A 25,601-nucleotide genomic window follows, 5' to 3' on the forward strand; every position below is an offset into this window, starting at 1 on the left:
CAAAACATGAATACAGTTCAGCAGAAGAATTCAGCCATTAGAGTGTCTAAGTTTCTCAACAAACTCGGTATCACTACACTAATGGCATGTGCAATCAGTACGACATCCGCAAAAGAAATAAAAGTTGGAGACTCAAACATGGGCTATGAAAATCAAATTGCTTGGCAGCAAATCGAACAATTTCTTCCTCAACAATTCCATATTCCAAAAGATCAATTACCGAAGGAAGAATGGTGGGCATGGAAAGGTAATAATGTCCATTTAGATACTTATCGAAATCCGAATGCAAAAATTAAAGTCATTCTATTTCATGGTGTGGGTACCAATGGTCGTCAAATGTCGATGATTTTGGGTAGACCTTTAGCTGACCGAGGCTATGAAACGATTGCTGTTGATATGCCAGGTTATGGTATGACTCAAGTCGGTAAAGGAAATGTGATCCGATATGATGATTGGGTACAGGCAGGAAGTGACTTGATTGATCTAGAATTGACCAAAGATAATCGCCCAATTGTACTTTATGGTTTAAGTGCTGGTGGAATGCTGACTTACCATGTGGCGGCCAAGAATAAAAAAGTAAAGGCAATTGTAGGAATGACCTTTCTTGATACAAGCGATCAAGTAGTGAAAGATACAGTTGCGAGTAATTTGTTCATGAGCCGTGTCGGAACACCGATTACTCATTGGACAGCGAAAACACCTTTGGCATCGATGCGGGTTCCGATGAGTTGGGCCAGCAAAATGAGCACTTTGGTGAATAATAAAGAGGCTTTAAAAGTGTTTATGAAGGATAAAACCTCGGCTGGGAACTCCGTTTCTCTAACATTTCTAGACTCTTATATTCACTATAAACCCGAGGTGGTAGCAGAAGATTTTGATGTGAGTCCAATTTTATTGACTCAACCTGCCCAAGACCGTTGGACACCGCTTGATTTAAGTACGCCATTTTTGAGCCGTATCCATAAAGTGCCTGTTAAAACCGTGATGTTAGAAAATGCAGGGCATTATCCTTTAGAACAGCCAGGACTAACCCAAATGGTCGATGCGATTGATCAGTTTTATCAAACCACGCTTAACAAATAGAAATAGGTGACACCTAAAAAAGACTATACCTCGGTATAGTCTTTTTTATGAAAGCAAAGAAAACTCAGTTTAATAAGCGAGTTTTAACAATACTCGAAAGAACATTGCAATCGCCAATAAACCTAAAAATCCAGCGAGCCAAAGTACGATAAACCATTGTGTTTTAGATAGTTTCATTATACCGCCTCCTAGTGATAACCCGTATCTCCAACCCGTACTTTATCTCTAAACACCCAGTACGACAGGATGGTATAGGCGATAATGATCGGGATGAGAATTACGGCACCAACCAGTGCAAATTTCTGACTAGAATGCGGTGCTGCTGCTTCCCAAATCGTGACTGATGGTGGAATGATATTAGGCCAAAGGCTGATCACAAATCCAGTAAAGGCCAAGAACACTAAGGCTAAGGTAAAGATAAAGGGTTTAAAGTCTTGACGCGCTTTACATGCTTTTAAAATCAAGAATGTAAATAGCAGTACCAAAACTGGTACAGGGCTAAAATACAGCAGATTCGGCAAGGCAAACCAACGCGCTGCAATTTCAGGATGGGTCAGTGGTGTGTATAAACTAACGCCCGCAAAGACCACAAACAAAACAATGATCAGTTTAGGCATCAGTGAATACATTTGATCTTGTAGTTCATGATCGGTTTTCATAATGAGCCAACCACAGCCCAAAGCGGCATACATTGCAACTACACCCAGTCCAGTAAATAAGGCGAAAGGCGTCAGCCAATCCAAGCCTGAACCAGAGAAAATACCATTGGTGGTTTGAATCCCTTGAATATAAGCACCTAGAATCACACCTTGCAGGAAGCTAGAAAGGATCGAACCCCAGATAAAAGCCTGATCCCATAAATGCTTGGTGCGATTCGCCTTAAAACGAAACTCAAAGGCAACACCACGGAAAATCAGTGCAATCACCATCAGGGTAATCGGCATATACAAGGCTGATAACACTGTTGAATAAACCAGTGGGAAGGCTGCAAATAAGCCAGCACCACCGAGTACCATCCATGTTTCATTGCCATCCCACACGGGTGCCACGGTATTCATCATCACATCACGTTCTTCGCGGCTTTTGATGAAAGGGAACAGAATTCCAATACCGAGATCAAAACCATCCAAAATGACATAGATCAGAACACCAAGACCGATAATGCCGACCCAAATCAGAGATAAATCAATCATGGCGGTTCTCCTTGTTCAGGTCTTGCTGATCAATGCTTTCATCAACCGCACTTAAAGGACGCATTGGGGTTTTGAAATGCCCATGACCTGCTGGCTCAAGATCTACAGCCTCAACAAATTGCGGACCTTTATGCATCAATTTCAGCATGTAATAGATCCCGATCCCAAATACAACACAGTACACCACAACAAAAATAATCAGGGTGAGACCAACTTGTTCGGCTGAAACAGGGGAAAGAGCATCTTTAGTCCGCATCACGCCATACACCACCCAAGGTTGACGACCAACTTCGGTGGTAAACCAACCTGCCAGTACAGCTATAAACCCTGATGGCCCCATGACTAATGCAAAGCGATGAAACCATTTACTTTCAAACAGCTTACCTGTTTTTCTGAGCCAAGCACCTGTGAAGGCAAGTAAAAGCATGAGCATACCTAAGCCAACCATGACACGGAAACTCCAAAACACAATGGTTGAGTTTGGTCGATCTTCTGGGGCAAAGTCTTTTAAGCCTTTAACCGTACCATCCATAGAGTGAGTCAAGATCAGACTGCCTAAATTTGGAATCGCGATTGCGTATTTGGTACGTTCTTCCTGCATATCAGGAACACCAAATAAGTACAGTGGCATACCTTCGTCATAATTGGTTTCCCAATGACCTTCCATTGCGGCAAGTTTTGCAGGTTGATGTTGCAAAGTATTTAGACCATGTGCATCACCAACAAATACCTGTAAAGGTGCCAAGACCAGAATAAGCCACATCGCCATAGAGAATGAGGTCTTGACCAAGGCATCACGGCGGCCTTTGAGTAAATGCCATGCAGCTGTTGCAGCAACCAATAGTGCAGCAACCATAAATGCTGCTATCGCCATATGCACCAGTCGGTATGGGAAAGAAGGATTAAAGACGATCGCCCACCAATCGGTTGGCACAATAATGCCATTTTCAATGCTAAAACCTTGAGGTGTTTGCATCCAACTGTTGGAGGAGAGAATCCAGAACATGGAGATACAAGTCCCAATCGCGACCATTAAGGTGGCAAAGAAATGGGCCTTGGGACTGACACGTCCCCAACCAAACAGCATGATGCCCAAGAAGCCGGCTTCTAAGAAAAAAGCACTCAATACCTCATAGGTGAGTAGAGGCCCTGTAACACTTCCAGCAATACGGGAGAATTCACTCCAGTTAGTACCAAACTGGTAACTCATCACCACGCCTGAAACCACGCCCATACCAAAGGCAACTGCAAAGATTTTAACCCAATACTTAAACAGGTCTTTATAAATTGGATCTTTAGTCCGTAACCAACGCCATTCTAAAACCGCCAAGAAGCTGGCCAATCCGATGGAGATGGCAGGAAAAATAATATGAAAAGAAACAGTAAAGGCAAATTGTATTCGTGCCAGTTCGAGAGCAGTAAACCCTAAAGTCATGATTGCACCTCATCTTGTTGTTGATGAGATAAATCGAGGGCCGAAACAGTCTCTACCCAGTTAAGCGTATGATTAGAAATAGAAAACATGACTATAATCTCTTGAATATAAGTTTTTCAAAACTAAAAAGTTTTGAGCTTCAAGTCAGAATGATAGTAATGGAGGAGGTGCTCGACCCTGAGGAGTGAGAAAGAGTTGCTGAAGCTGAAAGAAAACATGGAAATAGTTTTCAATAAAAGCCAGAAAACGAACCTGAATTCGGACTAGAATTTGCTTTAGATCGACATCTGGTAACGGCAGTACATGGCTGTACACCACGCAGTATTGACACTGATGGTTTGCGTCATGGTGATGATGGTGGCTTGCCGATGTTTTAACTTCAGCTGAAAAAGCTTGATGCTCATCTACAGTATCATGCTGAGCAGAAAGATGATGATTATGGAGAGGAGAGGTAGAATGGTGGTCTTGCAATAAAACTTGGGCAATAGTCTCACATACTGGAGAAACTTGATATTTCTCTGGCAGTAATGGCTGTAAGAACACAGCGATTTGTAAAAAGATTGCATAGAATCCAAGCAATCTTCCAAGCATCAACACCCGATTGATCTCTTTCTGGAAATCATTGGTAAAACACTATAGCAAAGAAATCTTTTTTTGAAAGATATAATTAAATTAATTTAATAAACCATGATGCCTTTATGGTGGAAAGTTTATATATTTCAAAATCATAAGCATTATCTCTGAATCAGCTATCATTTAAATTTACTTTATAATGGCAATAATATTTAGATAGCATAGATATTTAAAGCAAATAAATAGTTCATATTTGCTCTTATTTCTTATTGAAAAGACCACAGATCTATCAAGCCTTTCATTTATTAGCGAATAAAAAATAGCTAATATGTTAAAAAATTGAAAATATAGATGATCAGAATGAAAAAAGGCTTAAAGCTAGATCATGACACACTATTTATGCGGTTATTCTTCAAATCTTCACCTGAAGTGACCGATGAAGAAGTGGAATACTACCGTGAATATCCTGACCAAATTGATGAAGTCACCGCCCCAATCAATATCCATAAATTTTTTCTCTGGGCTGGCGCATGTTTAGGTGTAGCTATTGTTGCAATTGCAAAGTTCCTTAAATATTCAGGTGCATTGAGCTTTTTATCAGAAGGTATTCTTGAATTTGTGATCGATATCATTTACGAAAGTGGTATCGCGCTCATTGGTGCAGCTGTAACTGCTTATATGCTTGGTGTTGTGCTGAATAAGCAACAAGATAATGCTGCAAAGTGGCGTGAAGAAATTCGCCGAAGAATAAAAAATAGCACAGGATAATAAATGATAGTGTGATCTGAGTGGGGGCAAACGGAAATCAATTTTTGCTTAGACTGCTTCCCACTTTCTAGGCTTTAGTTAGATAATTATAGATCGACTGAATAATCGCATTTCTCAATACCTGTGGTGCGATATTGACGGGTGCTTCAAGCACTGCAGCGTGGATTAAAGATTCTAACAATTGGAGAATCATCCAAACCATAAGCGCTGTATTTTTTTCTACGATTTCATCTTGATGTAATTCGACCAAGCGAAAAATTTCCTGTCGAATTCCTGTTTCATCTTCAACCCGATTGATATCAAAAAATGGGAGTTTCTTTTCAAGTAATTGATGTAATTCTGGTTCAAAAGAATGCGCTGCAATGACAGCATCGACTAAGGATTCAATTCTTTGTTTTAAGGTTTGTGCATTTTGATGATCAATCACAGTTCGAAGTAAATCATGAATGTGTTGGGTATGTTTTTTATGTAGTGCAACAATTAAAGCATCTTTATTGGGAAAATACTGATACAGAGAACCAATACTAATACCTGCTCGTTCTGCGACTAAATTGGTATTAAATTTTGCATAATCCATCTCTTTCAAAATTTCAGCTGCACTTTGTAATATCGCATCTACAGTCACTTTCGAACGACCTTGGCGGGGCATTTTTCTGGGTTTAAAGGCTGTTTTCATTTGAATCAATCAGACAGAGTAAATGTGAGCATTAACTCACTTTTCGTAAACGCTTACAATCTTATCGGTATGAAAAAATATGAGTAATGACTGAATTATTCTCAAAAAAATAAGAGAATTTATTCATAACCTATTCATTTAAATAAATTAAAATACAGTACTGCGAATGCGAGTATCTAATGTGAGCTTTTGCTCATATTATGAATCTATCGTATCACTTCTTCAAATTATTGAGGAAACTAAAGCAATGAAGACCAAACTCTCCCTCGCATTTTCACTCATGGTATTGAGTAGCTTTCATGTCTATGCAAATAGCAATGTTGCAGAAAGTAGCATTCAGTATCAACTGACTGCAGCACCTATTGTTCAGGTTGAAAAGAAACAACTTATTGCAGCTGGAGTCTGGTTAATTCCTGATCCATATATTAACTATGTGCCTAATATTGGGATCATTGAAGGCAAAGATGCGATCTTAGTAATTGATACGGGTATGGGCATGCAAAACGGCCGACATGTTTATCAAGTCGCAAAAGATATCGCTAAAAATAGAAAAATTTATCTCACAACCACACATTTTCATCCAGAACATCAATTTGGTGCTGCTGAATTTAAAGATGCGACCTATATCATCAATCAAAAACAAGAGCATGAGCTAAAAGATAAAGGCGCAAATTATCTTCAGATGTTTCGAGCATTTGGGCAGATCGAAAAAAAAGCACTTGAAAAGGTGGTGATTCGTAATGCAGATAAAACCTATAGCAAGCGAACAGTAGTTGATTTAGGTGGTCGATTGGTCACTTTGCAGGAAATGCCAGCACATACACGAGGAGATCAGATTATTTATGATCAAACGTCAGGCACAGTTTTTATGGGCGATCTGTATGAAAAAAACTTTTATCCGATTATGCCTGATGCTGACGCGAAAGGGAGTGAATGGATCAAGGTGATTCAACAGACAATTGAAATGAAACCGAAAATTGTTGTACCTGGCCATGGCAGGCTTTCAACAATACAAGATCTACAAGCATTTAAACAGCATATGCTTCGAGTGAAAGCTTTGGTGAAACAGCACATTGCATTAGGACTTAATCAGGATCAAATCATTCAAACAATTTCGCCGACGATCTATAGAGAATATCCAGATTGGAATAACCGAGTTTTTCTGCCATTCCAAATTGCAAACTTTTATGCGGAGTTAACGCAGCAAGCAATTGTGCTGCCAAGCTTAGTCAAAGAATTACAGTCTGATCCAACTCAATAACTTTCTTTAGGAGTATGACATGGAATTAAATTTAGAAAATTTTCCTACGGTGGAAATAACACATCAGCATCAGGGCAGTTTGATTGATTTTATTGAGCAGTTAGATCAGCTATTACAAAAGCAGCAAGCTTTTGTGTTAGTTCGGCATTTGCAGTCCAAGTTTAATGAACCATCGCCATCACAAGATCAATGGAAGCAAGCGATTCAGTGGATCAAGGCCCATACACAAGCATTATCGATTGTAAAAGGATGGATTGAAATTACAGAAATGGAGATTGAAGAAAGCTATCTGCTCCGTGATCAAAAAGTTTGGAAAATCCCTTTTTATAAAACCGACAGCTTCGATGAGGCCATGCAAATGAGTCATCGACTATTGAATACTATCGTATGAAAATCAAAAAGAATCCAATGTTACTGAGCATTGGATTACTAATTTATCTACACAAGCTTGTATGGAGATCTTTAAAAAAAAAACAGCTTTTGAAATTAGACTGGCATATCTAGGTCATCAAATGTTTCTAGTGTTTTTCCTGCTTCCAAATGTTTCTGATAATATTCCAGCCGAACTTGATCTAAAATCGTACTTGAAAGACCAACATTCCAATAACCTGTCACCTGTACATCTTTTTTAGGCAGTGATTTTTCCTCTAAAAAGAATTGTCGAATCGCTCGTGCTTCATTCCGTTCGCACGCCACCCAAACACTTATATTATTTGTTTTTTTAAATTGATAAGCTGCTTTAAGTAACAAGCCCATTTTCCCTGCTTGGTCTTGTCGTTCTCTTTGCAGTAAATGTATTTGGACATTTTCTTGATTTGGAAGATAGTTACAAATATTGGCATCGTGGCTTTCAATAAAAATATCTGCACTTAGATTGTTTTGCCAATGTTGCAAGATTGAATAAAGGGCAGGCAGGGCAGTTTCATCGGCAAACATCACGATGTGCTTATCTGCCTCAAAATCTGGGACAAAGTGCGGTCTTGGTCCGATCAGTTGAGTTGTTGTTCCGACTTGTGCTTTATGGATCCATTGCATTGCAGGACTTTCATCTTCATGTTCGATCAGGTCAATTTCAACTTCGGAGTGATTGCGATTAAATGAGCGAATGGTGTAAACACGAGTTAAATTCTCAGCAACTTCGATACGTACAGCTAAATTGGGTTTATCCCACATATCTGGCTGATCTGTATTAATTTTAGCATGAACTCTTAGAATGCTAGGGAAAGGTCTTGAAATTGCAGTAATTGTCATCTCGGTCTGTTCGAGATTTCGCATATGATCTTTTTGTTTGAGTATATTGTTATCGTTTGAGGTCATTTTTTGCGTAGTCATTGTCAATTTACTCATCATAATTAAGTGAAATTTCATTAATTATGCATGATAATGATAATTACTTGCAATAACTTGTGTGTAATATAAAAGCGAGAAGATGCGCTATGCATTTTCTCGCTGTGCTTAAAATTTTTTTTGTCAGAGCTTTTCTCTTATCCAGCCATATGCAGCTGCAAAGGGCAAGGCGGTTCTCGCCAAGTAAGGTACATGCCATAAGCCACCATGGTTTGCATTTTCCATGATTAACTCTAATGGATGATTCAGTTGTTTACTTGGATTGGTTGCACTTTCTGGGTTATTTAAATCATGTACCCAAAGTGCAGCCATAATGGCATTGGTTGTCTCAGGACTAAATGTTTCTACTTTAAATAAGTCCGCACCCGCAAAGGCTGCTTTGAGAATTGGATTTTTAACCACGGAGTGGGTTGTTGTAGAAGGGGCAATATTGATGACTGTCTTTTGGCCACGTGCGCGACTGCGTATTGCAAACCATTGCTGTAGGCGCTTAGCAAGAGCATAGTTCGGTCCTTGTTCAATGACCATACAATCGGAGATGCCGTATTGTTGACCATTATCAGATTGAATTAACTGCTTTGCATTTGGTTTAAAGAAGTTAGTCAAGGAAATATTGTGAATGGATTTAGTTACTAGTTTTTCCAAAACTGGACGTTGTTGGATCTTTTCTTGTATTGAATTCACTACAGATTTTGGAATCGCATAAATATCAGTAGGCGTCAGCATAAACATGATACTACTGTCCGCTTTCTGTTTGCTCACTTGCTCCATAATGCTAATCATGGCGATTGAAACACGGACATGTTTCTCACCATCTAAATAAGCAATACCTGCCAGATCTAAGGTTTCTGTAAAGGTATTCAGCCAATTCGCAATTTCTGGGGTTTGAGTCAATAAGTTCGCACCTAGCTGTTTTTCTTTATTGGCTAAGCTAATCTGTGGCGCAATTAATGTCGCGTTACCTTGCTGAACTGTTTGAGTAATTTTTTCCCATATTTGAGGATTTGGTAAATCAATCGCAATAATATTGGCGCGCCATTTTGCTAACCAACTGAGGGGACCTGCTTCAGAAGCCGCACCGAACAACACCATCGTCCGTGAAGATAGATCAAACCATTCTGGATGGGCTTGGAGTAGGCGCAATGCTTTTGCATGGCTAGGTTCGATAACTTTCTGATTTTCCCAACGATCTATTTGTTCGCGTAATGCTTGTCCCTGTAATTTTTCTCCATTGAAAGGAATATACCAAGGTTCAATAGTAGAATTACCTACACCCTTTAAGACATAGCGATCAAAAGGTTGGTTTTCAATATCAGACATGGCCTGTTCTAAGGTCGATTGTTGACCAGCTCGGTTAAAGGTGAAGAGACTTTTAGCAGTATCTAGACCATTCTGAGCAATGAGTAATGGATAATGTACGGAGCTGATACCTGTTTTAACAAGTTCTTGAAAGTAAGCTGGATATTTTTTTCTCCAATTTTTCTCATTTTTAAGTTGTGGAGCTAATGGCGAATTCACACTGCTCAATGCGGCATATAAAATCTTTTTTGCTGTATTTGTTGTACTGGGAGTCTGCTTGCCAGATTGAATTGGAAATTGTATCCCATCATTTTTAGACTGTAATCTATTACTCAACTCACTGCTCCCATCTATTGAATACAGACATCCTAGGTTAGGATGCTTCTATGCTTTATCCATTCTATATTTCAGAATAAAGCCAAAGTCTGAAATACAAAATAGCGAAAATAGCGCAATTGATTGACTTTTTTGAATAGTGAAAATGTCTTAATAAAATTGACAAAAATCGTAAAAACTCTGTTTATACAACTTGTTATGATGAAATCTATGTTTTTATATTGATTACATTGATAGGTAAAATATTACTTTATACATACTTAAGTAGCTTTAATGAATAACTGAGCAGCAGTCTGATCAGCATTTTAGACCAACAAGTAATAGTAACAATGCGCAGTGCTACCATCATCCCATTCAAAGTGAATTAGGGGGATGCAGCCATTGTGTTGGCACAATTATTTTTCGCATACTCAACAAATTGCTCTAATCCCATTGTCTCAGCTTTCACTTTACAGCGATATATCACCCCATACATTGGATGTTTTTGCGTATTGGTCATATAGAAGTTTTTAACATGCATAAAAGAATAATAATGGAATGGGGTCGTGTTCTCATCGCCATCATAGACATATTGAGTTCCAGTATAATGTATACGCAAAGCTTTGGTTTGGTTCATCAATTCATCTAAACTATCCATGACTTCATGGGTACACACTTCGAATGCTTTGGCTTCATTTTTATCAAGATTTTTTAAATAATCACCAGCACATTGTCTGATATACGCTTCATAAATAACGCCTTGTTCTTTTTTAACCGAAAAATACTGATATTTTTGATCTGCAAGTGTTTGTGTTAGATTTTTTTGAAGAAATTCACTGCCATTGATTGTAATTGATGATTCTTGCAAATCTTTATTTAATAAAAGTGCTAAGTTTTTTGCCAAACAATTTGATGAACTTAGCGTTAAACAAACAATTAAAGCTATACCGCGATAACAAAATTGAGCTGGGATCATGTAAATACCTTTAAACACATCCATGGTTTGTATTTCTCTCAACATAGAAACGATCAATCACAACATTCAAGATTTTTGCTATTTTTCTATGTGACCAATTATAAAATTCTTATGTTAGCGAACTAACATAAGAATTTAGCTATAAACCATTATGATCAAAGTTTATCTTGAGTTTTGGTTTCAAAATCACTTGCATCATGGCGTTCATGCAGTTGGGTTGCTAAGTCTCCGAAAGTACGATTGACCATTCGACCTCGCTGTACGGCAGGGCGCGCTAAAATCGTATCGGCCCAACGTTGTACATGTTTATATTGATCTACAGCTAGGAATTCATCAGCATTATAAACCCAACCTTTGACAATGCTGCCGTACCACGGAAAAGCGGCAATATCCGCAATGCTATATTCTGTGCCAGCCAAGTATTCATGTTTTGCTAAGTGCTGATCTAGAACATCTAATAGACGCTTGGTTTCCATAGCAAAGCGGTTAATTGCATATTCAATTTTTACAGGCGCATAAGCATAGAAATGCCCTAAACCACCGCCGAGGTATGGTGCACTTCCCATTTGCCAAAATAACCAATTTAGGCATTCAGTACGTGCGGCTAGATCGGTCGGAATAAAGGCTTTAAATTTTTCAGCCAAATAGAGCAGAATCGAACCCGATTCAAAAACACGTATTGGCGGAGTTTGACTATGATCAACTAATGCTGGAATTTTAGAGTTCGGATTAATTTCCACGAAGCCACTGCTGAATTGTTGTCCTTCACCAATTTTAATTAACCAAGCATCATATTCAGCATCTTGATGGCCTAAGGCTAATAGCTCCTCAAGCAGGATCGTCACTTTCTGACCATTCGGTGTTGCCAAGGAATACAGTTGAAGCGGATGTTTACCAATTGGTAATGTATGTTCAAAGCGGCTGCCCGAGGTAGGTTGATTTAAATCAGATTTTTCTCCAGTCCATTGCCAAACTTGTGGTGGTATATAGTTTGATTCACTCATTGTTATTTGCCATATGATCAACAGATATCTCTAGTCTAGGCGAGCTGATTCAGGATTGGGTAGCTTTTTTGTGCTAAAGCTTTATCTGTTTTTATGCGAATTTTATTACTAAAATCTTGGTTGGATCGTCTGAAAATGTTGATGGATAACCTCAAGCCAAGCCTGTACAGCAGGTGATATCGGGAGATTCTGTTTCCATGCCATAACTAAATGCCACTGAATATTAGGCTTTTCCAATGGTATTGCTGCAAATAAATTGGGATCAAGCATGTCGGTATAATATCGTGGCAGTAGAGCAATACCCATACGTTGTAACACCATATCCGCCAGTAAATTCCATTGACTGGTACGACAAGCGATACTTGGATAGAAGCCATACTGTTGGCAAGCATCAAGAATAATACTGTTCAGCGAAAAATTTTCAGGAAACATTAAAAAGGATTGATGTTGTAGCTCTTCCAGATTTATTTTTTTTCGTGTTGACCAAGCTGCATCGCGTCGCAATAGAACCATTAATGGGTAATCACATAATTCAATACTATTAAAAGTCTGGCGATCGAAAGGCTGCAATAACACACCAACGTCCAGCTCATTGTTAAGTAGAGCTTGTTCTATTCCTTTAGAGCCTACTTCAAGAAAGGAAAGCTCGATATCTGGCCATTGTTGGTGATAATCAAACAGGGCTGTGGTGAGTAGTTGCGAACCGAGTGGTGGAACACCGAGTTTTAAGGTGCCTGTTTTTAATTGTTGATAATTTTCGATTTCCAGAAAGATATTTTGTTCTGCCTGCAATAATCCTACCGCATGTTGATAAACACGCTGCCCAATTTCAGTCAGTTCCACCTGTCTTTTACGACCATATTCAGGTTTTACAAAGAGTTGTACCTGAAGTTGTTGTTCAAGCTGTTGTAGCGTTTTACTAATTGTAGGTTGAGTAAGACATAAATCTTCTGCAGTACGGGTAAAACTTTTGGTTTTTACCAATGTAACAAAGCATTGTAACGATTTGAGTGAAAGCATAATCAAACTAAAATTATTCTATTTGAGCATAATTTTAACATGAATAATTCATATTATGCGGTTTTGACCTAGATAAGATAATCATGTTGTTCACCATTTAATTTCTTAAAATGAGTACCGAAGCTGTTTCAAAATCTCTCCCACAAAATTCACTGTTGGCATTAGTTAAACAAATCTTGATTCTCGCTGCGTTTTGGTTGGCGGGTTATGTCTTAAATCAGAAGTTCGGTATTCCTGTTTCAGCAGGGATATTGGGAATGTTTTTATTGCTTTTTAGCTTACTCTTTAAAATTATCAAGATGGATCAAGTTGCCATGGGTGCTACATTTGTCTTAGGTGAGCTATTGCTGTTTTTTATTCCCGTCGTGGTGGCGGTGGTGCAATACAAAAATCTGTTTATGACCGAAGGATGGCAAATTGTATTGAGTATTGCGGTTGGTACTGTTTCGGTTATGTTAAGTACATGCTTAACTATTCACTACTACAACCTTTTCAAGAATTTTCTACAAGCACGAAAACACTTTCAACAGAAGCATAGCTAAAGGTCATCCGTATGAACATTTGGTCAATTGTTTGTTTGATCTGGACTTTAATTGCATATGTGTTGGCAAAACGTGTATATCAACAATATCCACAATTATGGTTATCTCCAGCGATTAGTGTGCCTGTACTTACGATTATCTTGATGATGATTTTCGGCATTTCATATCAGACCTATGCGCAAGATACTCAGTGGATTGTGAATTTACTCGGGCCTGCAACCGTCGCCTTCGCCGTGCCGATTTATCGCTATCGGGAAACGATCCGTAAAAACCTAGGCGTTCTATCAGTTGCGATTATTGTCGGAATGAGTGTTGGCGTAATATCCGCGTATGAAATGGCAAAGTTATTTCATTTTAGTCCTGAAGTAACCAATAGCCTAATGGCACGTTCCATTTCAACACCTTTTGCCATGATTTTAGCTGAAGATATTCATGGTTCCGCTGCTTTGGTTTCGCTATTTACTGTAATTACAGGTTTGGTTGGGATGGTTTGTGGAGACGCAATTTTAGCCATCACCAAAATTCGCTCAAATGTGGCAAATGGTGCAGCATTTGGTAATGCAGCACACGGTTTTGGAACGGTGAGGGCGCAACAACGTAATAGCGAGGAAGGGGTGATTGCAAGTCTGACGATGGTGATCGCTGGAATTTTGATGGTTTTGATTGGACCATTTGCTATTCATTTATGGTTATTAATATAGATTGAGATTTATATCATCATTTTATCTCTAATAGGAATGGAGTAAGTCAGTAACAACGGCTATGGCAGCTATTACTGACTTATTTTGTTTACCACTTATGACTATAAGATACTTTAAGTGTTACACCATTCGCGACCAAATGGCTGGTATTGTTACTATTTCTCATGCGTTGACTGTAGAGTAAGTAGTACTGATTATTCAATATATTTTCTAAGCCAATCGTCATGGTGTGTTTACAGGTTATGTGTAGCTCTCGATAAATTATAAGCCAGTAGCCTGATCGTAAATTTTCAGATCAAAAGTATCTAAAGGGATTTCACTTTTCCACGATTAAAGTCATCACCCTAAACAATCGAAGTGCCACCCAAAAACTCAAATAACACTAACATCTATTTCTTCAATTGTTTTGTGTCAAAAAAATTATAAGAAAACTAAGATATGGTGCAGAACATGCTTGTTCAATTCCAGAAAATTGTGAATACTCAAGCCCGTAAAATTCATGCTGAAAAATTATCTTCTGGGGTTAGGCAAAGACTGTGAAAACGTATCCATTTTCTCGTTTACAAAAAGCATTATTGGCGGTTGGTTCTTTTTCATGTCTCGGGCTAAGTTCCGTATCAGTTTATGCTGAAACTGAAGCTGATACACCACGCTTAGCACCTATCACAGTAAAAGCCCAGACAGCAGGGGGGATTTATTATCAACCGACTGTTAATTTATCGGGTTTTACTCAACAGAATCTTGCTGAAATCCCAGCATCCATCAGTACAGTAACCGCGGAAAGAATTGCAGATCAACATGCAAAAACACTATCGGATATCGTTAAAAATGATGCAGCAGTTGGTGATGGATATGCACCTATTGGTTATTATCCAAATTTTGTTATGCGTGGTTTTGCTTTGAATTTAGGTTCAAGTTACTTATTAAATGGTAATTTGTTACGGGGTGAGCAAAATGTTGCACTTGAAAATAAAGAACAGGTTGAAATTTTAAAGGGTATTAGTGCTATTCAAAGTGGGATGTCTACACCCGCTGGTGTGGTTAACTATGTGACTAAACGGCCTAAAGATATTCGTTCTCTTACATTGGAAACAGATAATAATGGTGGCAATCGTGTAGCCGCAGACTTGGGTGGTTTACTTGGCGCAGATCAGCAATTTGGCTATCGGGTTAATCTCGCCAAAGAAGAAATCCATCCTTATGTAGAGCATGCTAATGGACAACGTTGGTTTGGTTCACTGGCTTTGGATTGGAAAATTTCAGATCGCTCAAAACTTGAATTTGATCTTGAAACTCAACGTCAACGTCAGCGCTCTGTACCTGGTTACCAATTGCTTGATGGCAAAAATGTACCTACAAATGTTGAGTGGGATCGTTTATTGGGGCATCAAAGCTGGGGTAAACCTGTAATTAATGAGAGTCTGAATACTGGTTTAAAGTATACCTACCAAGTAAATGATGATTGGACTGCAAACTTTTCAGCATCACAAAGTCGTGTAGTGGTTGATGATTATTCTGCATTTGCTTGGGGTTGTTATAGCGATGTATGCCAAACTAAGGGCAATTACTTTGACCAAAATGGTAACTATGACATTTATGAGTTTCGTAGCCCTGATGACAGCTATCTAACCAACCAATTTAAAGCAGGATTAAACGGAAAATTTAACACAGGATCATGGCAACACAAGCTTAGTTTAGAGTTATCCCAAAGCTATAAACGCCATACGCAATATGATGCTATCTTTCAACTTGCATCTGAGGCTCCTCAATCCACAGGTAATATTTATGAGGATCCTGCTACCTACATACCAAGCGAAAAAGCTTTAGCTAATCATTACAAGTCATTAAACAGCCAACAAACAGCCCTTAATTTGATTGATCAGATTGATTTTAACAACAACTGGTCAGTTTTAGCAGGTGGTAAACTTTTGCATTTAAATGAGGATGCTTATGATGCTGAAGGCAATAAAATTAGAGATACTAATTTTAATCGCTTCTTGCCACAATTTGCATTGATGTACCAACCTTGGGAACGCACTCATATATATGCGTCATATGCCAAAGGTTTAAGTGATGGTACTCAAGCACCTGCTTATGCTGTAGGTAATCCAGATAAAGGTATTGAAGGCAATGCTTATGCTACTTTGGCTCCTATGCATTCAACCCAGTATGAATTAGGGATTAAACAGCAGTGGCAAAACTTACTTTTAACTGCAGCCTTGTTTGATTTAAAACAAGATAACCAATATACCAATTCAGACAACTATTATGTAGCTGATGGTGAACGAGATAATTTTGGCCTTGAACTTGGTTTACAAGGCCGTTTAAGTCAAAACTTTGATATTACATCAACTTTAGCACTGACACGTTCACGTCTGAAAGATATACAGGTTGAGGCATATCAAGGGCATCAAACTCAAAATACACCTAGTGTGCGTTTCGCAAATTATGTGTCTTATCAACTACCGCAAGTGGATGGCTTACGTTTATTAGCAGGTATGCAGTACAGTAGCAGTAAATATGCGGAGAAAACAGGTACAGTAAAAGTGTCTGGTTATAGCGTATTTAATGTCGGAGCAGCTTATAATTTCCGTGCTTATGGTTATGACAACACGTTGAGAGTCAACGTAGATAATTTATTCAATAAGAAATATTGGCGAGATGTTGGTAGTTTTGCTGGGGACGATTATTTATTCCTTGGCGCACCACGCACGGCACAGTTGTCATGGAATATACGCTTCTAATCGATAAAACTAATTTTTTTGATTTCTACATTTTTTGTCGATCAAAAATAGCCCTAGAGATTTGTACTAAGCGATGAATCACAAATTTTTAGGGCAGAGTTTATTTCAATTATAAGCTATCTCTTAAGATTGCTTGCCCAGTTCTTGGATTGGTAAATGTCACATTTTCTACGGCACGAATCAACCAACATCCGTTCTGTTTGCATAAGACAGCAAGAATCAATGTATCTACCTGATGTATACCAGCAGGGTGAGCTAAACCTGCTGTTAATCTGCTCCAAAAATGGATAATAACGACATCATCTGTGATTGGGCTCAGCTCTATGATTTCATTCTGAAGCGTCGAATCGCGATAGATGGTTTCATGAATAGGAAGATGTAAGGCAACAATTTCTTTTATACCTTTTACATAATGCCCAAAGCGATTCACAAAACTTGCATCCTCACAAAAGAGCGAGGCAAACGCAGCCATATCATGCTCATTCCAAGCAGTTTGGAATAAATATGGGATTTGCGCTGCGGCAGTTGCTTTAGCCATGATCTTTTCCTTAGCTCAATCCCTTGATCAATGCACTGATCGTCATCTCTTTTAAAGTATTTGGATTTCCCCAAGGATATTCTGGAATACCAATCAGACTTAAAGTAATCCCTAACATACTGCAGAGTAGAACGTTCTTGATTTCGTTCGCATCACCTGCACGTATTTCACCACGGGCTTGTGCTTCCTTAATTGCACGGGTGTAAATTTCTAATTGAGGGACTGCTTGTGAAGCATCGACAAAATAATGTTCCTCAGCATTCTGTGGATGATCTTCAATCAAAAAAATTGCTCTGCAATCATTTGGTCGATTTAACCAAAAATCAACTTGAGCAGTACATAGCTTTTGTAGTCGTTCTGATTCAGGACTATTGTTGTAGCATTCTTCAAGTTCAAGCATTAAATCTAAAAAAATCACTTCCCAAATATGGTGCAGTAACTGTCTTTTACTCGGAAATAAGGTATAGAGCGTTGCGGGTAAACAGTCTGCTTGGGCTGCAATTTTACGCATAGATACACCTTCGTATCCATGTGCTGCAAATAGGTCTCTGGCCGCCTGAATAATCACATTTCGATTGGCTTCAATTTGTTCCTGACTGCGCGGAGGACGTCCACGGCGGGGTGCTTTTGTTTGATTATTTTCCATAGCTATTGATTTTAGTGAACACGTTCCATAAAATCAAATTTAATTTTAATGAACGCGTTCATTAAAATATGGATGATAATTTTAATAGCAGGAAATATTGATGGATACTCAAACAACTGAAAAAACGTGGGATGTAATTGTGGTCGGTGCTGGTTTAGCAGGTTTAAAAGCCGGATTGGAATTAAAGAAAGCGGGTAAAGATGTATTGCTTTTAGAAGCGCGTGATCGTGTCGGTGGGCGCTCAAAAGCAGGTGAAATCTATGGAGAAACCATTGATCTAGGTGGGCAATGGGTTGGTCCGCAACAACAACTGTTATTGGCACAGGCCAAAGAACTGGGTGTTAAAACCTATCCTCAATTTATCAAAGGCGCGAGCTTGGTCAGCCGTAAGGGTTTAGTCAAATCATATCGCTCCAATATCCCCAAGCTGCCAATTGCTTCACTGCTTGAAATTGCGCTACTTGAGCGCCGTTGGAATAAAGAAGCTCAAACATTGCCGAATGGTGAACCTTGGTTAGCAGCACAGGCAAAGCAATGGGATGCAGAGTCGGTTGAAAGTTGGCTGTTAAAACATGTGCGAACAGACGGTGCGCGAGATTTTATGCGAACCATCGTAGGGGCACTCTTCTGTTGTAACACCTCTCAATTGTCCTATCTGTTTTTTCTCGAATATTTTAGACAAGGGCATGGACTTGAAAGTCTTATCTCAACTGAAGGTGGAGCACAGCAAGATAAATTCATCGGTGGTGCATGGCAAATTTCCAAGCGTATTGCAGATCAATTACAAGAGCATTTAATCCTAAATTCACCCGTTTTAGCTGTTGAGCAGCATGCCGATCATGTCAGAGTTGTGTGTAAAGCCCACAGCTATAAGGCAAAAAATATCATCATTGCCACACCGCCTGGACTTGCATCCAAAATTCATTACACACCACCGTTACCTACAAAGCGTGAACGGTTATTACAAAGTATGACCATGGGTGCTGTGATTAAAGTTCATTTGGCCTATAGCAACGCTTTTTGGAAGCAACAAAACTTAAATGGTGCTGTGGTTGCGACAGATCGAGCAGTCAGCGTTGTGTTTGATCAATCTCCAGAAGGAGCAAGTCATGGTGTCTTATTGGGATTGATCGAAGGTGATTATGCAATTGAATTAAGTTCGCTTGATGTTGATACGCGTCGCCAACGGGTCATTGCAGATTTTGTTTATTACTTTGGTCAACAAGCAGCACATCCTTTGGAGTATGTGGAACAAGATTGGCTCACTGAAGCGTGGTCTCAAGGGGGATATGTTGCGCATATGCCACCAGGAGTGATGACCACTTATGGCGATTGCATCAGACAGCCCGTCGATCGAATTCATTGGGCGGGTACAGAAACGGCAACCGAATGGAGTGGCTATCTAGATGGTGCTTTACAGTCTGGTATACGTGCTGCCAAAGAAGTTATTCACAAACAGACATTAAGTCTGTGATTGTTCCGTAATCGCCTTGAATTACATGGTCTTCATTCTAATGAGTAAGGGATAAATATGCGGTCTCAACAGTTTCTAAATGGAATTCACTATGAATTGCAAAATCGTGCTTTTGCGCTTATCGCAATTGCACGTATCGCCAATCGCGTAAAGGGAACACAAGAATATATTTTCTGGAGTGCTTATGAAAAGTTAGAACAGTTCAATACAGCACATTATTTTGCATATGCAGAGAAGTTAGGTCTCGATGCAACGCCATCTTTTTTGACTAAGGCAAAAGCATCACTGATCAGTTCAACGCCATCTTTCTTGTTGGATGAGTTACTTAAACTGGTTTATGCAAAAACCAAAGTTTATCTGGAGGACTTAAAACAAGTCCATGCTTTAGGAGCAGATACTGATCGTGAGTTTTTAGACTATATGCTTGCACAAGAACAAGTCCAAATAGAATTGATGGAACTGGCAATTAAAAAACAATATCGTGAAATCCCCTCTAAAATTGAGCAGTTTATCCAGCACTATCAACATACAAAACTCGTCTAGCGCGTGTTTTTTTCTTATTAAGTTAAAAGTAAATCGTCCTATACCTGCATCGATATAGGACGTTTAAAAAAAATTAATGACTCAGTCATTTAGCACACAATTATTTATATTCGGACTTTATCATATATTTCTCTCGCAGCTGATGTGATCGCTAACATATGAATAGCACCATGAATCATGCCTGCTAACAAATGGAATTTCACATTGACCCCAGCAGCTTGCAATTTCTCTGCATACTTTTCACCATCATGTCGAAGTGGATCGTATTCACATACAAAAATCGTGGCATCGGGTAAGCCTTGTAATGAATGCACGAGCAAAGGGCTGACTAGTTCATTTACTTTGTCTGACTCAGTATTAAGATACTGATCCCAACAATAAGCCATGGTTGCCGTCGTTAAACCAAAACCCTGCGCATATGTTTGATAAGAAGCGTTACTCATGGTGGCATCTAATGCTGGGTAGAACAGCAGTTGATGACTGATTTTAATATCAGGGTGTTGTTTTGCCAGTAGGCAGGCTGCTGCTGCGATATTTGCTCCAGCACTGTCTCCACCCACTGCAATACGGTTTTTATCAAGACCAAATACCGAAGCATTTTGCTGAATATAAGACAATGCAGTAAAAAAATCGGTTAATGGGATCGGGAACTTAATTTCAGGTGCTAAACGATAGTCGACAGAAAATATCACTTGTATCGTTGATTCTGCCAATAAACGACAAGTACGATCCCATGCATCTAGGCTGCCAAGACACCATCCACCGCCGTGTGCAAAGACCATCGCGGAGCGTTGTTGTACATGTTCTAAGGCATAGGGAACATAAACACGAACTTCAATTTCTGCTTGATCCTCAGTCATAACAGTAAAGCTGTGTTGATAAGATGAATCTCGATCAATACCTTGTTGTTGGATAATCGATTGATTTATCTGTGCCCTCAGTTCATCCAATGTATTAGCAGCGGGCAGCGCAGACTGAGACTTAAGCCAATTTTCGATTTCAATATTTAAAGTCATCTTGCTTTTTCCTGCTGTAAAAAATTAAGAATCAATGAACAAAATACTTCTGGTTGTTCTTCCATAATGAAATGTCCGCAATCTTTGACAATTGCACTCGATAACTGAGTGCTCACCTTTTTCATGGTTTCATAAGGCGCATTGTTTGTTGCATGCTCAGCACCAATTGCGAATACGGGCATGTTTAAAATTTTGGTTTCCCTTAGTTTATTTTGACGAATGGTTTCAGGGATGGCGCGATAGTAATTAAAACCTGCTGTTAAACGTCCTGAAAGCTTATAAGCCTCTATATAGGTTTCAGCAGCAACTTTATCTCGATGCCATGACCATTTATCAAAAATATAATTGAGATAAGTTTCTTCACGCCCCATGACTAAAGCTTCAGGCAAATCGCTAATCTGGTTAAACATAAAATGCCAGAGAAAAATATTCTGTTCAGGTGGAACAAAAACTGCGGGCGGTGGAGCTAACCCTGGAATAACAGCCTCGGTGACAGCAAGAGAGGTGACTGATTCAGGAAAGTCGCAGGCAAGCGCATAACCCACCCACATCCCGATATCATGCCCAATAACCGCATAGCGATGATGTCCAAGTTCAGACATCAGGCTAGATAGAATGGCTGCAATACGTCCAGTATCATAGTGACCATCAAGTGGAGCTGAGTAACCCGTTCCAGGTGGATCAACGGCAATCGCTTGATAACCATGTTGAGCCAACTCAGCCATGACATGGCGCCATGCATACCATGTTTGCGGCCAGCCCGGAATCAGTAAAACAGCAGGCCCATTACCTATGGATACATAATGTAATTTTTTAGCTTCAATATGGATGTAGTGATGATTAAATTGCTTTGATAATTTTTCAGTGTGCGTCGTCATCATTATTTCTCGTTCTACGCTTAAATGCCCAATAGTTGGTTGATTTGTGATTGATTTACGGGCGCAGCGGCAAAGTCATCAAATATCTTATCGGTTACATGGATAATATTTTTCTTAATAAATTCAGCACCTTCACGTGCACCATCATCTTTATTTTTTAGACAACATTCCCATTCTAAAGTTGCCCAACCCTGATAGTCGTTATATGCTAATTTTGAGAAAATCGATTTAAAATCAACTTGGCCATCTCCTGTAGAACGGAAACGACCAGCTCGATCTCCCCAATTTTGATAGCCACCGTACATACCTTGACGGCCTGTTGGTGTGAACTCGGCGTCTTTTACATGGAACATACGGATGAAGTCCTTGTAGATATCTAAGTATTCTAAATAGTTCAACTGCTGAAGAATAAAATGACTAGGATCAAACAAAATGTTGCAACGCGGATGATATTTGGTACGTTCTAAAAACATTTCAAAACTCGCACCATCATGTAAATCCTCAGCTGGATGAATCTCATAGCAAAGATTGACATCGTACTCATCACAGGTATTGAGAATTGGCATCCAACGACGCGCAAGTTCATCAAAAGCAGTTTCAATCAGCCCTTCAGGACGTTGCGGGAAGGGAAAGATATAAGGCCATGCTAAAGAACCAGAGAATGTTCCCATCTCGTGTAGACCCAAACGAGCAGATGCTTGAATTGAAGCAAGTATCTGTTGCTCAGCCCATTGCATTCTTTCTTTTGGCTTTCCATGTAAATGATCTGGTGCAAAACCATCACATAAAGCGTCATAAGCAGGATGAACCGCCATTAATTGCCCAAAAATATGTGTGCTTAACTCACTAATTTGCAAACCGTTATGATCTAAAATCCCTGTGATCTCATCACAATAGTTTTGACTTTGCGCTGCTAAATTGACATCAAATAATCGCTTATCCCACGCAGGAAGTTGAACAGCCTTGAAGCCATTGTCCGCAACCCATGCTGAAATGCTTGCTAAATTATTGAATGGAAACACATGATCGCTGAATTGCGCGAGATGAATACTTGGGCCTTTGATTGTTTGCATCTTTGAAACTCAATTTGTTGTCGATCGACAAACAATAGGCTTTATGTGAATTAAAAACAACTCATTTTTTAAATCACAGTCATAAATTGGGTATAGATACAACAAATCATATTGATTTATTTGCGAAAAATATTTTTCCGATTAATAATAAAAAACACTAAATTTGATAAAAGAAGCACTATGGCGGGTAGACCAAGAGAGTTTGATCGAGAAAAAGCCTTGGTCAAAGCACGAGATTTTTTCTGGCAGCATGGTTACGAAGGAACATCCATGTCAGATTTAGTTGAGGTTTTGGGGATTGCTTCAGCACGTATTTATAAAGCATTTGGTTCAAAAGAAGCGCTTTTTAGAGAAGCTGTTAAACATTACGAACAAAATGAAGGTGGCTTTGCAGTCAAAGCATTGCAGCAGCAAAATATCAAAGCAGTAATAACCCAATTATTTCAAGAAGCGATCAAGTTATACACTCAAACAAATCACGCGTATGGCTGTATGGTTGTTTCTTCAGCAAGTGTATTAAGTGAAGAAAATCAAGATCTTCTCGTCTGGATGAAACAGCAGCGCATTCAGCGTGTTAATAGTCTGATTCAACGTTTTGAGCAGGCTAAACGAGATGGTCAATTGCTGGAGGATGCCGACCCTGAACAATTAGGGCAATATTATGGGCTGGTTTTACATGGCTTATCTGTACAGGCAAGAGATGGTTATTCGGAACAAATTCTATTATCAAACATCAGCTTGGCACTAAAAAATCTGGATCAATATCTTGTAAGAGCATAAGTTGATTTTAGATATCAACGGCTATTGCATAGCAGAAAGAAGGAACAACAATGTTCCTTTATTTAGCGTTTTGGTGAAAATAAGAAAGGAATGGAAGCATAATTTCAACCTATGAATAGGGATGAAAGTTTAGTGATAAATTACAATTGAATTTAGAAAGACTTTAAATGATAATAATTATTATTTGTATAATCGAATGGCGTATTTTATGTCATCTCCTGCGATAGACCAGCAAATTTCAATGCTATACCAGCAGCACCACACATGGATTTATCACTGGTTATATAAAAAACTAGGAAACTCAGCAGATGCTGCAGACTTAGCTCAAGACACTTTTTTGCGTCTGTTGGCACGACAGCAACAATTAGAATTTCAGCAACCCAGAGCCTATCTCGTCAATATCGCGAAAGGGCTGATGGTGAACTGGTTACAGCGAAAGGAAGTGGAGCGTGCTTATCTTGAGGTTTTAATTGAGCAACCTGAAATACAACAACCATCACCAGAGCGTCAAATCATAATTATTGAAACCTTAGTAGAGGTTATAACGTTATTAGCAGAGTTACCCTACAGCGTGGTTCTAACGTTCTTGTATGCCCAGTTAGAAAAATTAAAATATCAAGAAATTGCAGATCGCTTGGATATTTCAGTTAGTACCGTGAAACGTAATATTCAGCGGGCTTACCTTCATTGTTTGCAAGCAATGTTAGCTGCTGAGGATCTCTAAACTCATGTCCAATTTGGATAAACAACAAGTTTTAGAGCAAGCGATTGAATGGCTCATACGCATGCAAGAAAATGAGCTGTCATCACATGAACTTGAACAACTACAGCAGTGGCAATCACAAAGTGCTGTACATCAAAAGGTTTGGGAAAAGGCGTTATTACTACAAACAAAATTTTCAGATGTCCCGATCGATCTTGTAATACCTGTCGTACAAAAAGTGGGCTACTCATCAAAGCAATATCATAAAAAATATTTATGGTTATTGGCACTTATTCCGCTGTGTTCAGGTTTTTATTTAAGTAATCAACAGATGCAATGGTTTGCTGACTATCGCAGTGGCATAGGTGAGCGAAAAAGTATTACCTTGCCAGATGGCGGAGTCATCTTACTGAATGCCGCTTCTGCCATAGATGTTGAATATACAAACCAACAACGAACCATTATTTTACGCAAAGGTGAAATCTGGATTGAAACTCGACATGACCAACTTAATCGCCCATTTGTGGTGAATACCCAACAAGGTTCAGCACAAGCCTTAGGAACAAAATATTTGGTAAAAATGACGCCAGAGTATTCAATGGTCACTGTAACACAAGGAAAGGTCCGTGTTTCTGCACAGCAATCAAAGCACAAGCAAATCGTTGAAGCAGGACAACAGCTGAGCTTTAATGCGCATGCGATAGATAAAACAAAAAACTATGAGGAAAGCAGTATCGCATGGACGAAAGGTTTTTTAATGGTGAATGAAATGAGCTTAAAAGAGTTTGTTGCTCGTTTACAACCCTATCAAAAAGGCATAATGCGAACCAATACTGATGTTGAAAACATTAAAATATCAGGAACCTATCCAATTGATCATTTCGAAAAAGTCTATGCAATGCTTGCACAGACTTATGATCTTAAAATTGAGCAGTACGCAGGTGGTTATTTCACCCATATTCAAGCCGCAGAATAAATAACAGAAAAAAATCATTTTTTTATGAGCTGATTTT

At 39.0% G+C, this 25,601-nt stretch carries 26 protein-coding genes and 1 pseudogene; 12 read left to right on the forward strand and 15 right to left on the reverse strand.

What is annotated here, in order from left to right:
- Positions 1-6: 6 nt before the first annotated feature.
- Positions 7-1,083 (forward strand): alpha/beta hydrolase, encoded by a 1,077-nt coding sequence (locus tag F3J02_RS01910; protein ID WP_167247144.1) that lies wholly within the window; start codon positions 7-9, stop codon positions 1,081-1,083.
- A 188-nt stretch (positions 1,084-1,271) separates the two neighbouring features.
- On the opposite strand, the gene cydB is transcribed toward F3J02_RS01910, so the two are convergent.
- The 3 genes from cydB to F3J02_RS01925 all read right to left on the reverse strand — a co-directional run bounded on the left by cydB (position 1,272) and on the right by F3J02_RS01925 (position 4,302).
- Entirely contained in the window at positions 1,272-2,276 is a 1,005-nt protein-coding gene (gene cydB, locus F3J02_RS01915) for a cytochrome d ubiquinol oxidase subunit II (RefSeq protein WP_167247146.1), read from the reverse strand.
- The gene (locus tag F3J02_RS01920) at positions 2,269-3,711 is read right to left on the reverse strand and encodes a cytochrome ubiquinol oxidase subunit I (RefSeq protein WP_167247148.1); all 1,443 of its coding nucleotides are present in this window, start codon (positions 3,709-3,711) and stop codon (positions 2,269-2,271) included. The genes cydB and F3J02_RS01920 overlap by 8 nt, the downstream gene beginning before the upstream one ends.
- A gap of 144 nt (positions 3,712-3,855) precedes the next feature.
- Positions 3,856-4,302, reverse strand: coding sequence for a DUF2946 family protein (locus tag F3J02_RS01925; protein ID WP_167247846.1), 447 nt, complete (start codon positions 4,300-4,302; stop codon positions 3,856-3,858).
- 342 nt (positions 4,303-4,644) lie between these two features.
- Between F3J02_RS01925 and F3J02_RS01930 the strand changes: the two genes are divergently transcribed.
- On the forward strand, positions 4,645-5,052 hold the full coding sequence (locus F3J02_RS01930) for a hypothetical protein (protein ID WP_167247847.1): 408 nt from the start codon (positions 4,645-4,647) through the stop codon (positions 5,050-5,052).
- Between the two features lie 67 nt (positions 5,053-5,119).
- On the opposite strand, the gene F3J02_RS01935 is transcribed toward F3J02_RS01930, so the two are convergent.
- A complete protein-coding gene (locus F3J02_RS01935; RefSeq protein ID WP_167247150.1) occupies positions 5,120-5,728 on the reverse strand; it encodes a TetR/AcrR family transcriptional regulator in 609 nt (202 codons plus the stop codon).
- Positions 5,729-5,975: 247 nt separating this feature from the next.
- On the opposite strand from F3J02_RS01935, the gene F3J02_RS01940 reads away from it, so the two are divergent.
- Together F3J02_RS01940 and F3J02_RS01945 are read left to right on the forward strand one after the other, a co-directional pair.
- Positions 5,976-6,989 carry an MBL fold metallo-hydrolase gene (locus tag F3J02_RS01940; protein ID WP_167247152.1) on the forward strand — a complete coding sequence of 338 codons (1,014 nt, stop codon included), beginning with the start codon at positions 5,976-5,978 and terminating at the stop codon, positions 6,987-6,989.
- Between the two features lie 19 nt (positions 6,990-7,008).
- Positions 7,009-7,380: a hypothetical protein gene (locus F3J02_RS01945; RefSeq protein ID WP_167247154.1), complete on the forward strand. Its 372-nt coding sequence runs from the start codon at positions 7,009-7,011 to the stop codon at positions 7,378-7,380.
- A gap of 95 nt (positions 7,381-7,475) precedes the next feature.
- Here F3J02_RS01945 and F3J02_RS01950 read toward each other — a convergent pair whose 3' ends face one another.
- From F3J02_RS01950 to F3J02_RS01970, 5 genes are all read right to left on the reverse strand, one after another.
- A complete protein-coding gene (locus F3J02_RS01950; RefSeq protein WP_167247156.1) occupies positions 7,476-8,321 on the reverse strand; it encodes a siderophore-interacting protein in 846 nt (281 codons plus the stop codon).
- Between the two features lie 138 nt (positions 8,322-8,459).
- Positions 8,460-9,971: a hypothetical protein gene (locus tag F3J02_RS01955; protein WP_167247158.1), complete on the reverse strand. Its 1,512-nt coding sequence runs from the start codon at positions 9,969-9,971 to the stop codon at positions 8,460-8,462.
- Between the two features lie 364 nt (positions 9,972-10,335).
- Positions 10,336-10,926, reverse strand: a complete 591-nt coding sequence (locus F3J02_RS01960) for a hypothetical protein (RefSeq protein WP_167247848.1) — start codon at positions 10,924-10,926, stop codon at positions 10,336-10,338.
- 155 nt (positions 10,927-11,081) lie between these two features.
- Positions 11,082-11,930: a glutathione-dependent disulfide-bond oxidoreductase gene (yghU, locus tag F3J02_RS01965; protein ID WP_167247159.1), complete on the reverse strand. Its 849-nt coding sequence runs from the start codon at positions 11,928-11,930 to the stop codon at positions 11,082-11,084.
- 108 nt (positions 11,931-12,038) lie between these two features.
- A complete protein-coding gene (locus F3J02_RS01970) occupies positions 12,039-12,950 on the reverse strand; it encodes a LysR family transcriptional regulator (RefSeq protein ID WP_167247162.1) in 912 nt (303 codons plus the stop codon).
- A gap of 110 nt (positions 12,951-13,060) precedes the next feature.
- Between F3J02_RS01970 and F3J02_RS01975 the strand changes: the two genes are divergently transcribed.
- The gene (locus F3J02_RS01975) at positions 13,061-13,492 is read left to right on the forward strand and encodes a CidA/LrgA family protein (protein ID WP_167247164.1); all 432 of its coding nucleotides are present in this window, start codon (positions 13,061-13,063) and stop codon (positions 13,490-13,492) included.
- Positions 13,493-13,503: 11 nt separating this feature from the next.
- Positions 13,504-14,193, forward strand: coding sequence for an LrgB family protein (locus F3J02_RS01980; RefSeq protein WP_167247166.1), 690 nt, complete (start codon positions 13,504-13,506; stop codon positions 14,191-14,193).
- A gap of 88 nt (positions 14,194-14,281) precedes the next feature.
- Here F3J02_RS01980 and F3J02_RS18540 read toward each other — a convergent pair.
- Positions 14,282-14,428 (reverse strand): annotated as a pseudogene (locus F3J02_RS18540) (hypothetical protein); the annotation flags it as partial.
- Positions 14,429-14,729: 301 nt separating this feature from the next.
- Here F3J02_RS18540 and F3J02_RS01985 point away from each other — a divergent pair.
- A complete protein-coding gene (locus tag F3J02_RS01985) occupies positions 14,730-16,937 on the forward strand; it encodes a TonB-dependent siderophore receptor (RefSeq protein WP_167247168.1) in 2,208 nt (735 codons plus the stop codon).
- A gap of 109 nt (positions 16,938-17,046) precedes the next feature.
- Here F3J02_RS01985 and F3J02_RS01990 read toward each other — a convergent pair whose 3' ends face one another.
- Both F3J02_RS01990 and F3J02_RS01995 read right to left on the reverse strand, forming a co-directional pair.
- Positions 17,047-17,475: an SgcJ/EcaC family oxidoreductase gene (locus F3J02_RS01990; RefSeq protein WP_167247177.1), complete on the reverse strand. Its 429-nt coding sequence runs from the start codon at positions 17,473-17,475 to the stop codon at positions 17,047-17,049.
- Positions 17,476-17,485: 10 nt separating this feature from the next.
- On the reverse strand, positions 17,486-18,121 hold the full coding sequence (locus tag F3J02_RS01995; RefSeq protein ID WP_167247179.1) for a TetR/AcrR family transcriptional regulator: 636 nt from the start codon (positions 18,119-18,121) through the stop codon (positions 17,486-17,488).
- 100 nt (positions 18,122-18,221) lie between these two features.
- Here F3J02_RS01995 and F3J02_RS02000 point away from each other — a divergent pair, with 100 nt between their 5' ends.
- On the forward strand, positions 18,222-19,595 hold the full coding sequence (locus F3J02_RS02000) for a flavin monoamine oxidase family protein (protein WP_167247181.1): 1,374 nt from the start codon (positions 18,222-18,224) through the stop codon (positions 19,593-19,595).
- Positions 19,596-19,652: 57 nt separating this feature from the next.
- Positions 19,653-20,138 (forward strand): hypothetical protein, encoded by a 486-nt coding sequence (locus F3J02_RS02005; RefSeq protein ID WP_167247182.1) that lies wholly within the window; start codon positions 19,653-19,655, stop codon positions 20,136-20,138.
- Positions 20,139-20,242: 104 nt separating this feature from the next.
- Here F3J02_RS02005 and F3J02_RS02010 read toward each other — a convergent pair whose 3' ends face one another.
- From F3J02_RS02010 to F3J02_RS02020, 3 genes are read right to left on the reverse strand one after another with little or no spacing between them, the layout of a single operon-like run.
- The gene (locus F3J02_RS02010; protein WP_167247184.1) at positions 20,243-21,154 is read right to left on the reverse strand and encodes an alpha/beta hydrolase; all 912 of its coding nucleotides are present in this window, start codon (positions 21,152-21,154) and stop codon (positions 20,243-20,245) included.
- On the reverse strand, positions 21,151-22,035 hold the full coding sequence (locus F3J02_RS02015; protein WP_167247186.1) for an alpha/beta fold hydrolase: 885 nt from the start codon (positions 22,033-22,035) through the stop codon (positions 21,151-21,153). The genes F3J02_RS02010 and F3J02_RS02015 overlap by 4 nt, the downstream gene beginning before the upstream one ends.
- A 17-nt stretch (positions 22,036-22,052) precedes the next feature.
- On the reverse strand, positions 22,053-23,105 hold the full coding sequence (locus F3J02_RS02020) for a sugar phosphate isomerase/epimerase family protein (RefSeq protein ID WP_167247188.1): 1,053 nt from the start codon (positions 23,103-23,105) through the stop codon (positions 22,053-22,055).
- 180 nt (positions 23,106-23,285) lie between these two features.
- Here F3J02_RS02020 and F3J02_RS02025 point away from each other — a divergent pair, with 180 nt between their 5' ends.
- The 3 genes from F3J02_RS02025 (at position 23,286) to F3J02_RS02035 (ending at position 25,564) form a co-directional block, all read left to right on the forward strand.
- On the forward strand, positions 23,286-23,885 hold the full coding sequence (locus F3J02_RS02025; RefSeq protein WP_167247190.1) for a TetR/AcrR family transcriptional regulator: 600 nt from the start codon (positions 23,286-23,288) through the stop codon (positions 23,883-23,885).
- A gap of 208 nt (positions 23,886-24,093) precedes the next feature.
- Positions 24,094-24,609, forward strand: a complete 516-nt coding sequence (locus F3J02_RS02030) for a sigma-70 family RNA polymerase sigma factor (RefSeq protein ID WP_167247192.1) — start codon at positions 24,094-24,096, stop codon at positions 24,607-24,609.
- Between the two features lie 4 nt (positions 24,610-24,613).
- The gene (locus tag F3J02_RS02035; protein ID WP_167247194.1) at positions 24,614-25,564 is read left to right on the forward strand and encodes a FecR family protein; all 951 of its coding nucleotides are present in this window, start codon (positions 24,614-24,616) and stop codon (positions 25,562-25,564) included.
- The last annotated feature ends 37 nt before the right edge of the window (positions 25,565-25,601 follow it).

The sequence above is a fragment of the Acinetobacter sp. Tr-809 genome (genome assembly GCF_011753255.1).
Taxonomy (GTDB): domain Bacteria; phylum Pseudomonadota; class Gammaproteobacteria; order Pseudomonadales; family Moraxellaceae; genus Acinetobacter.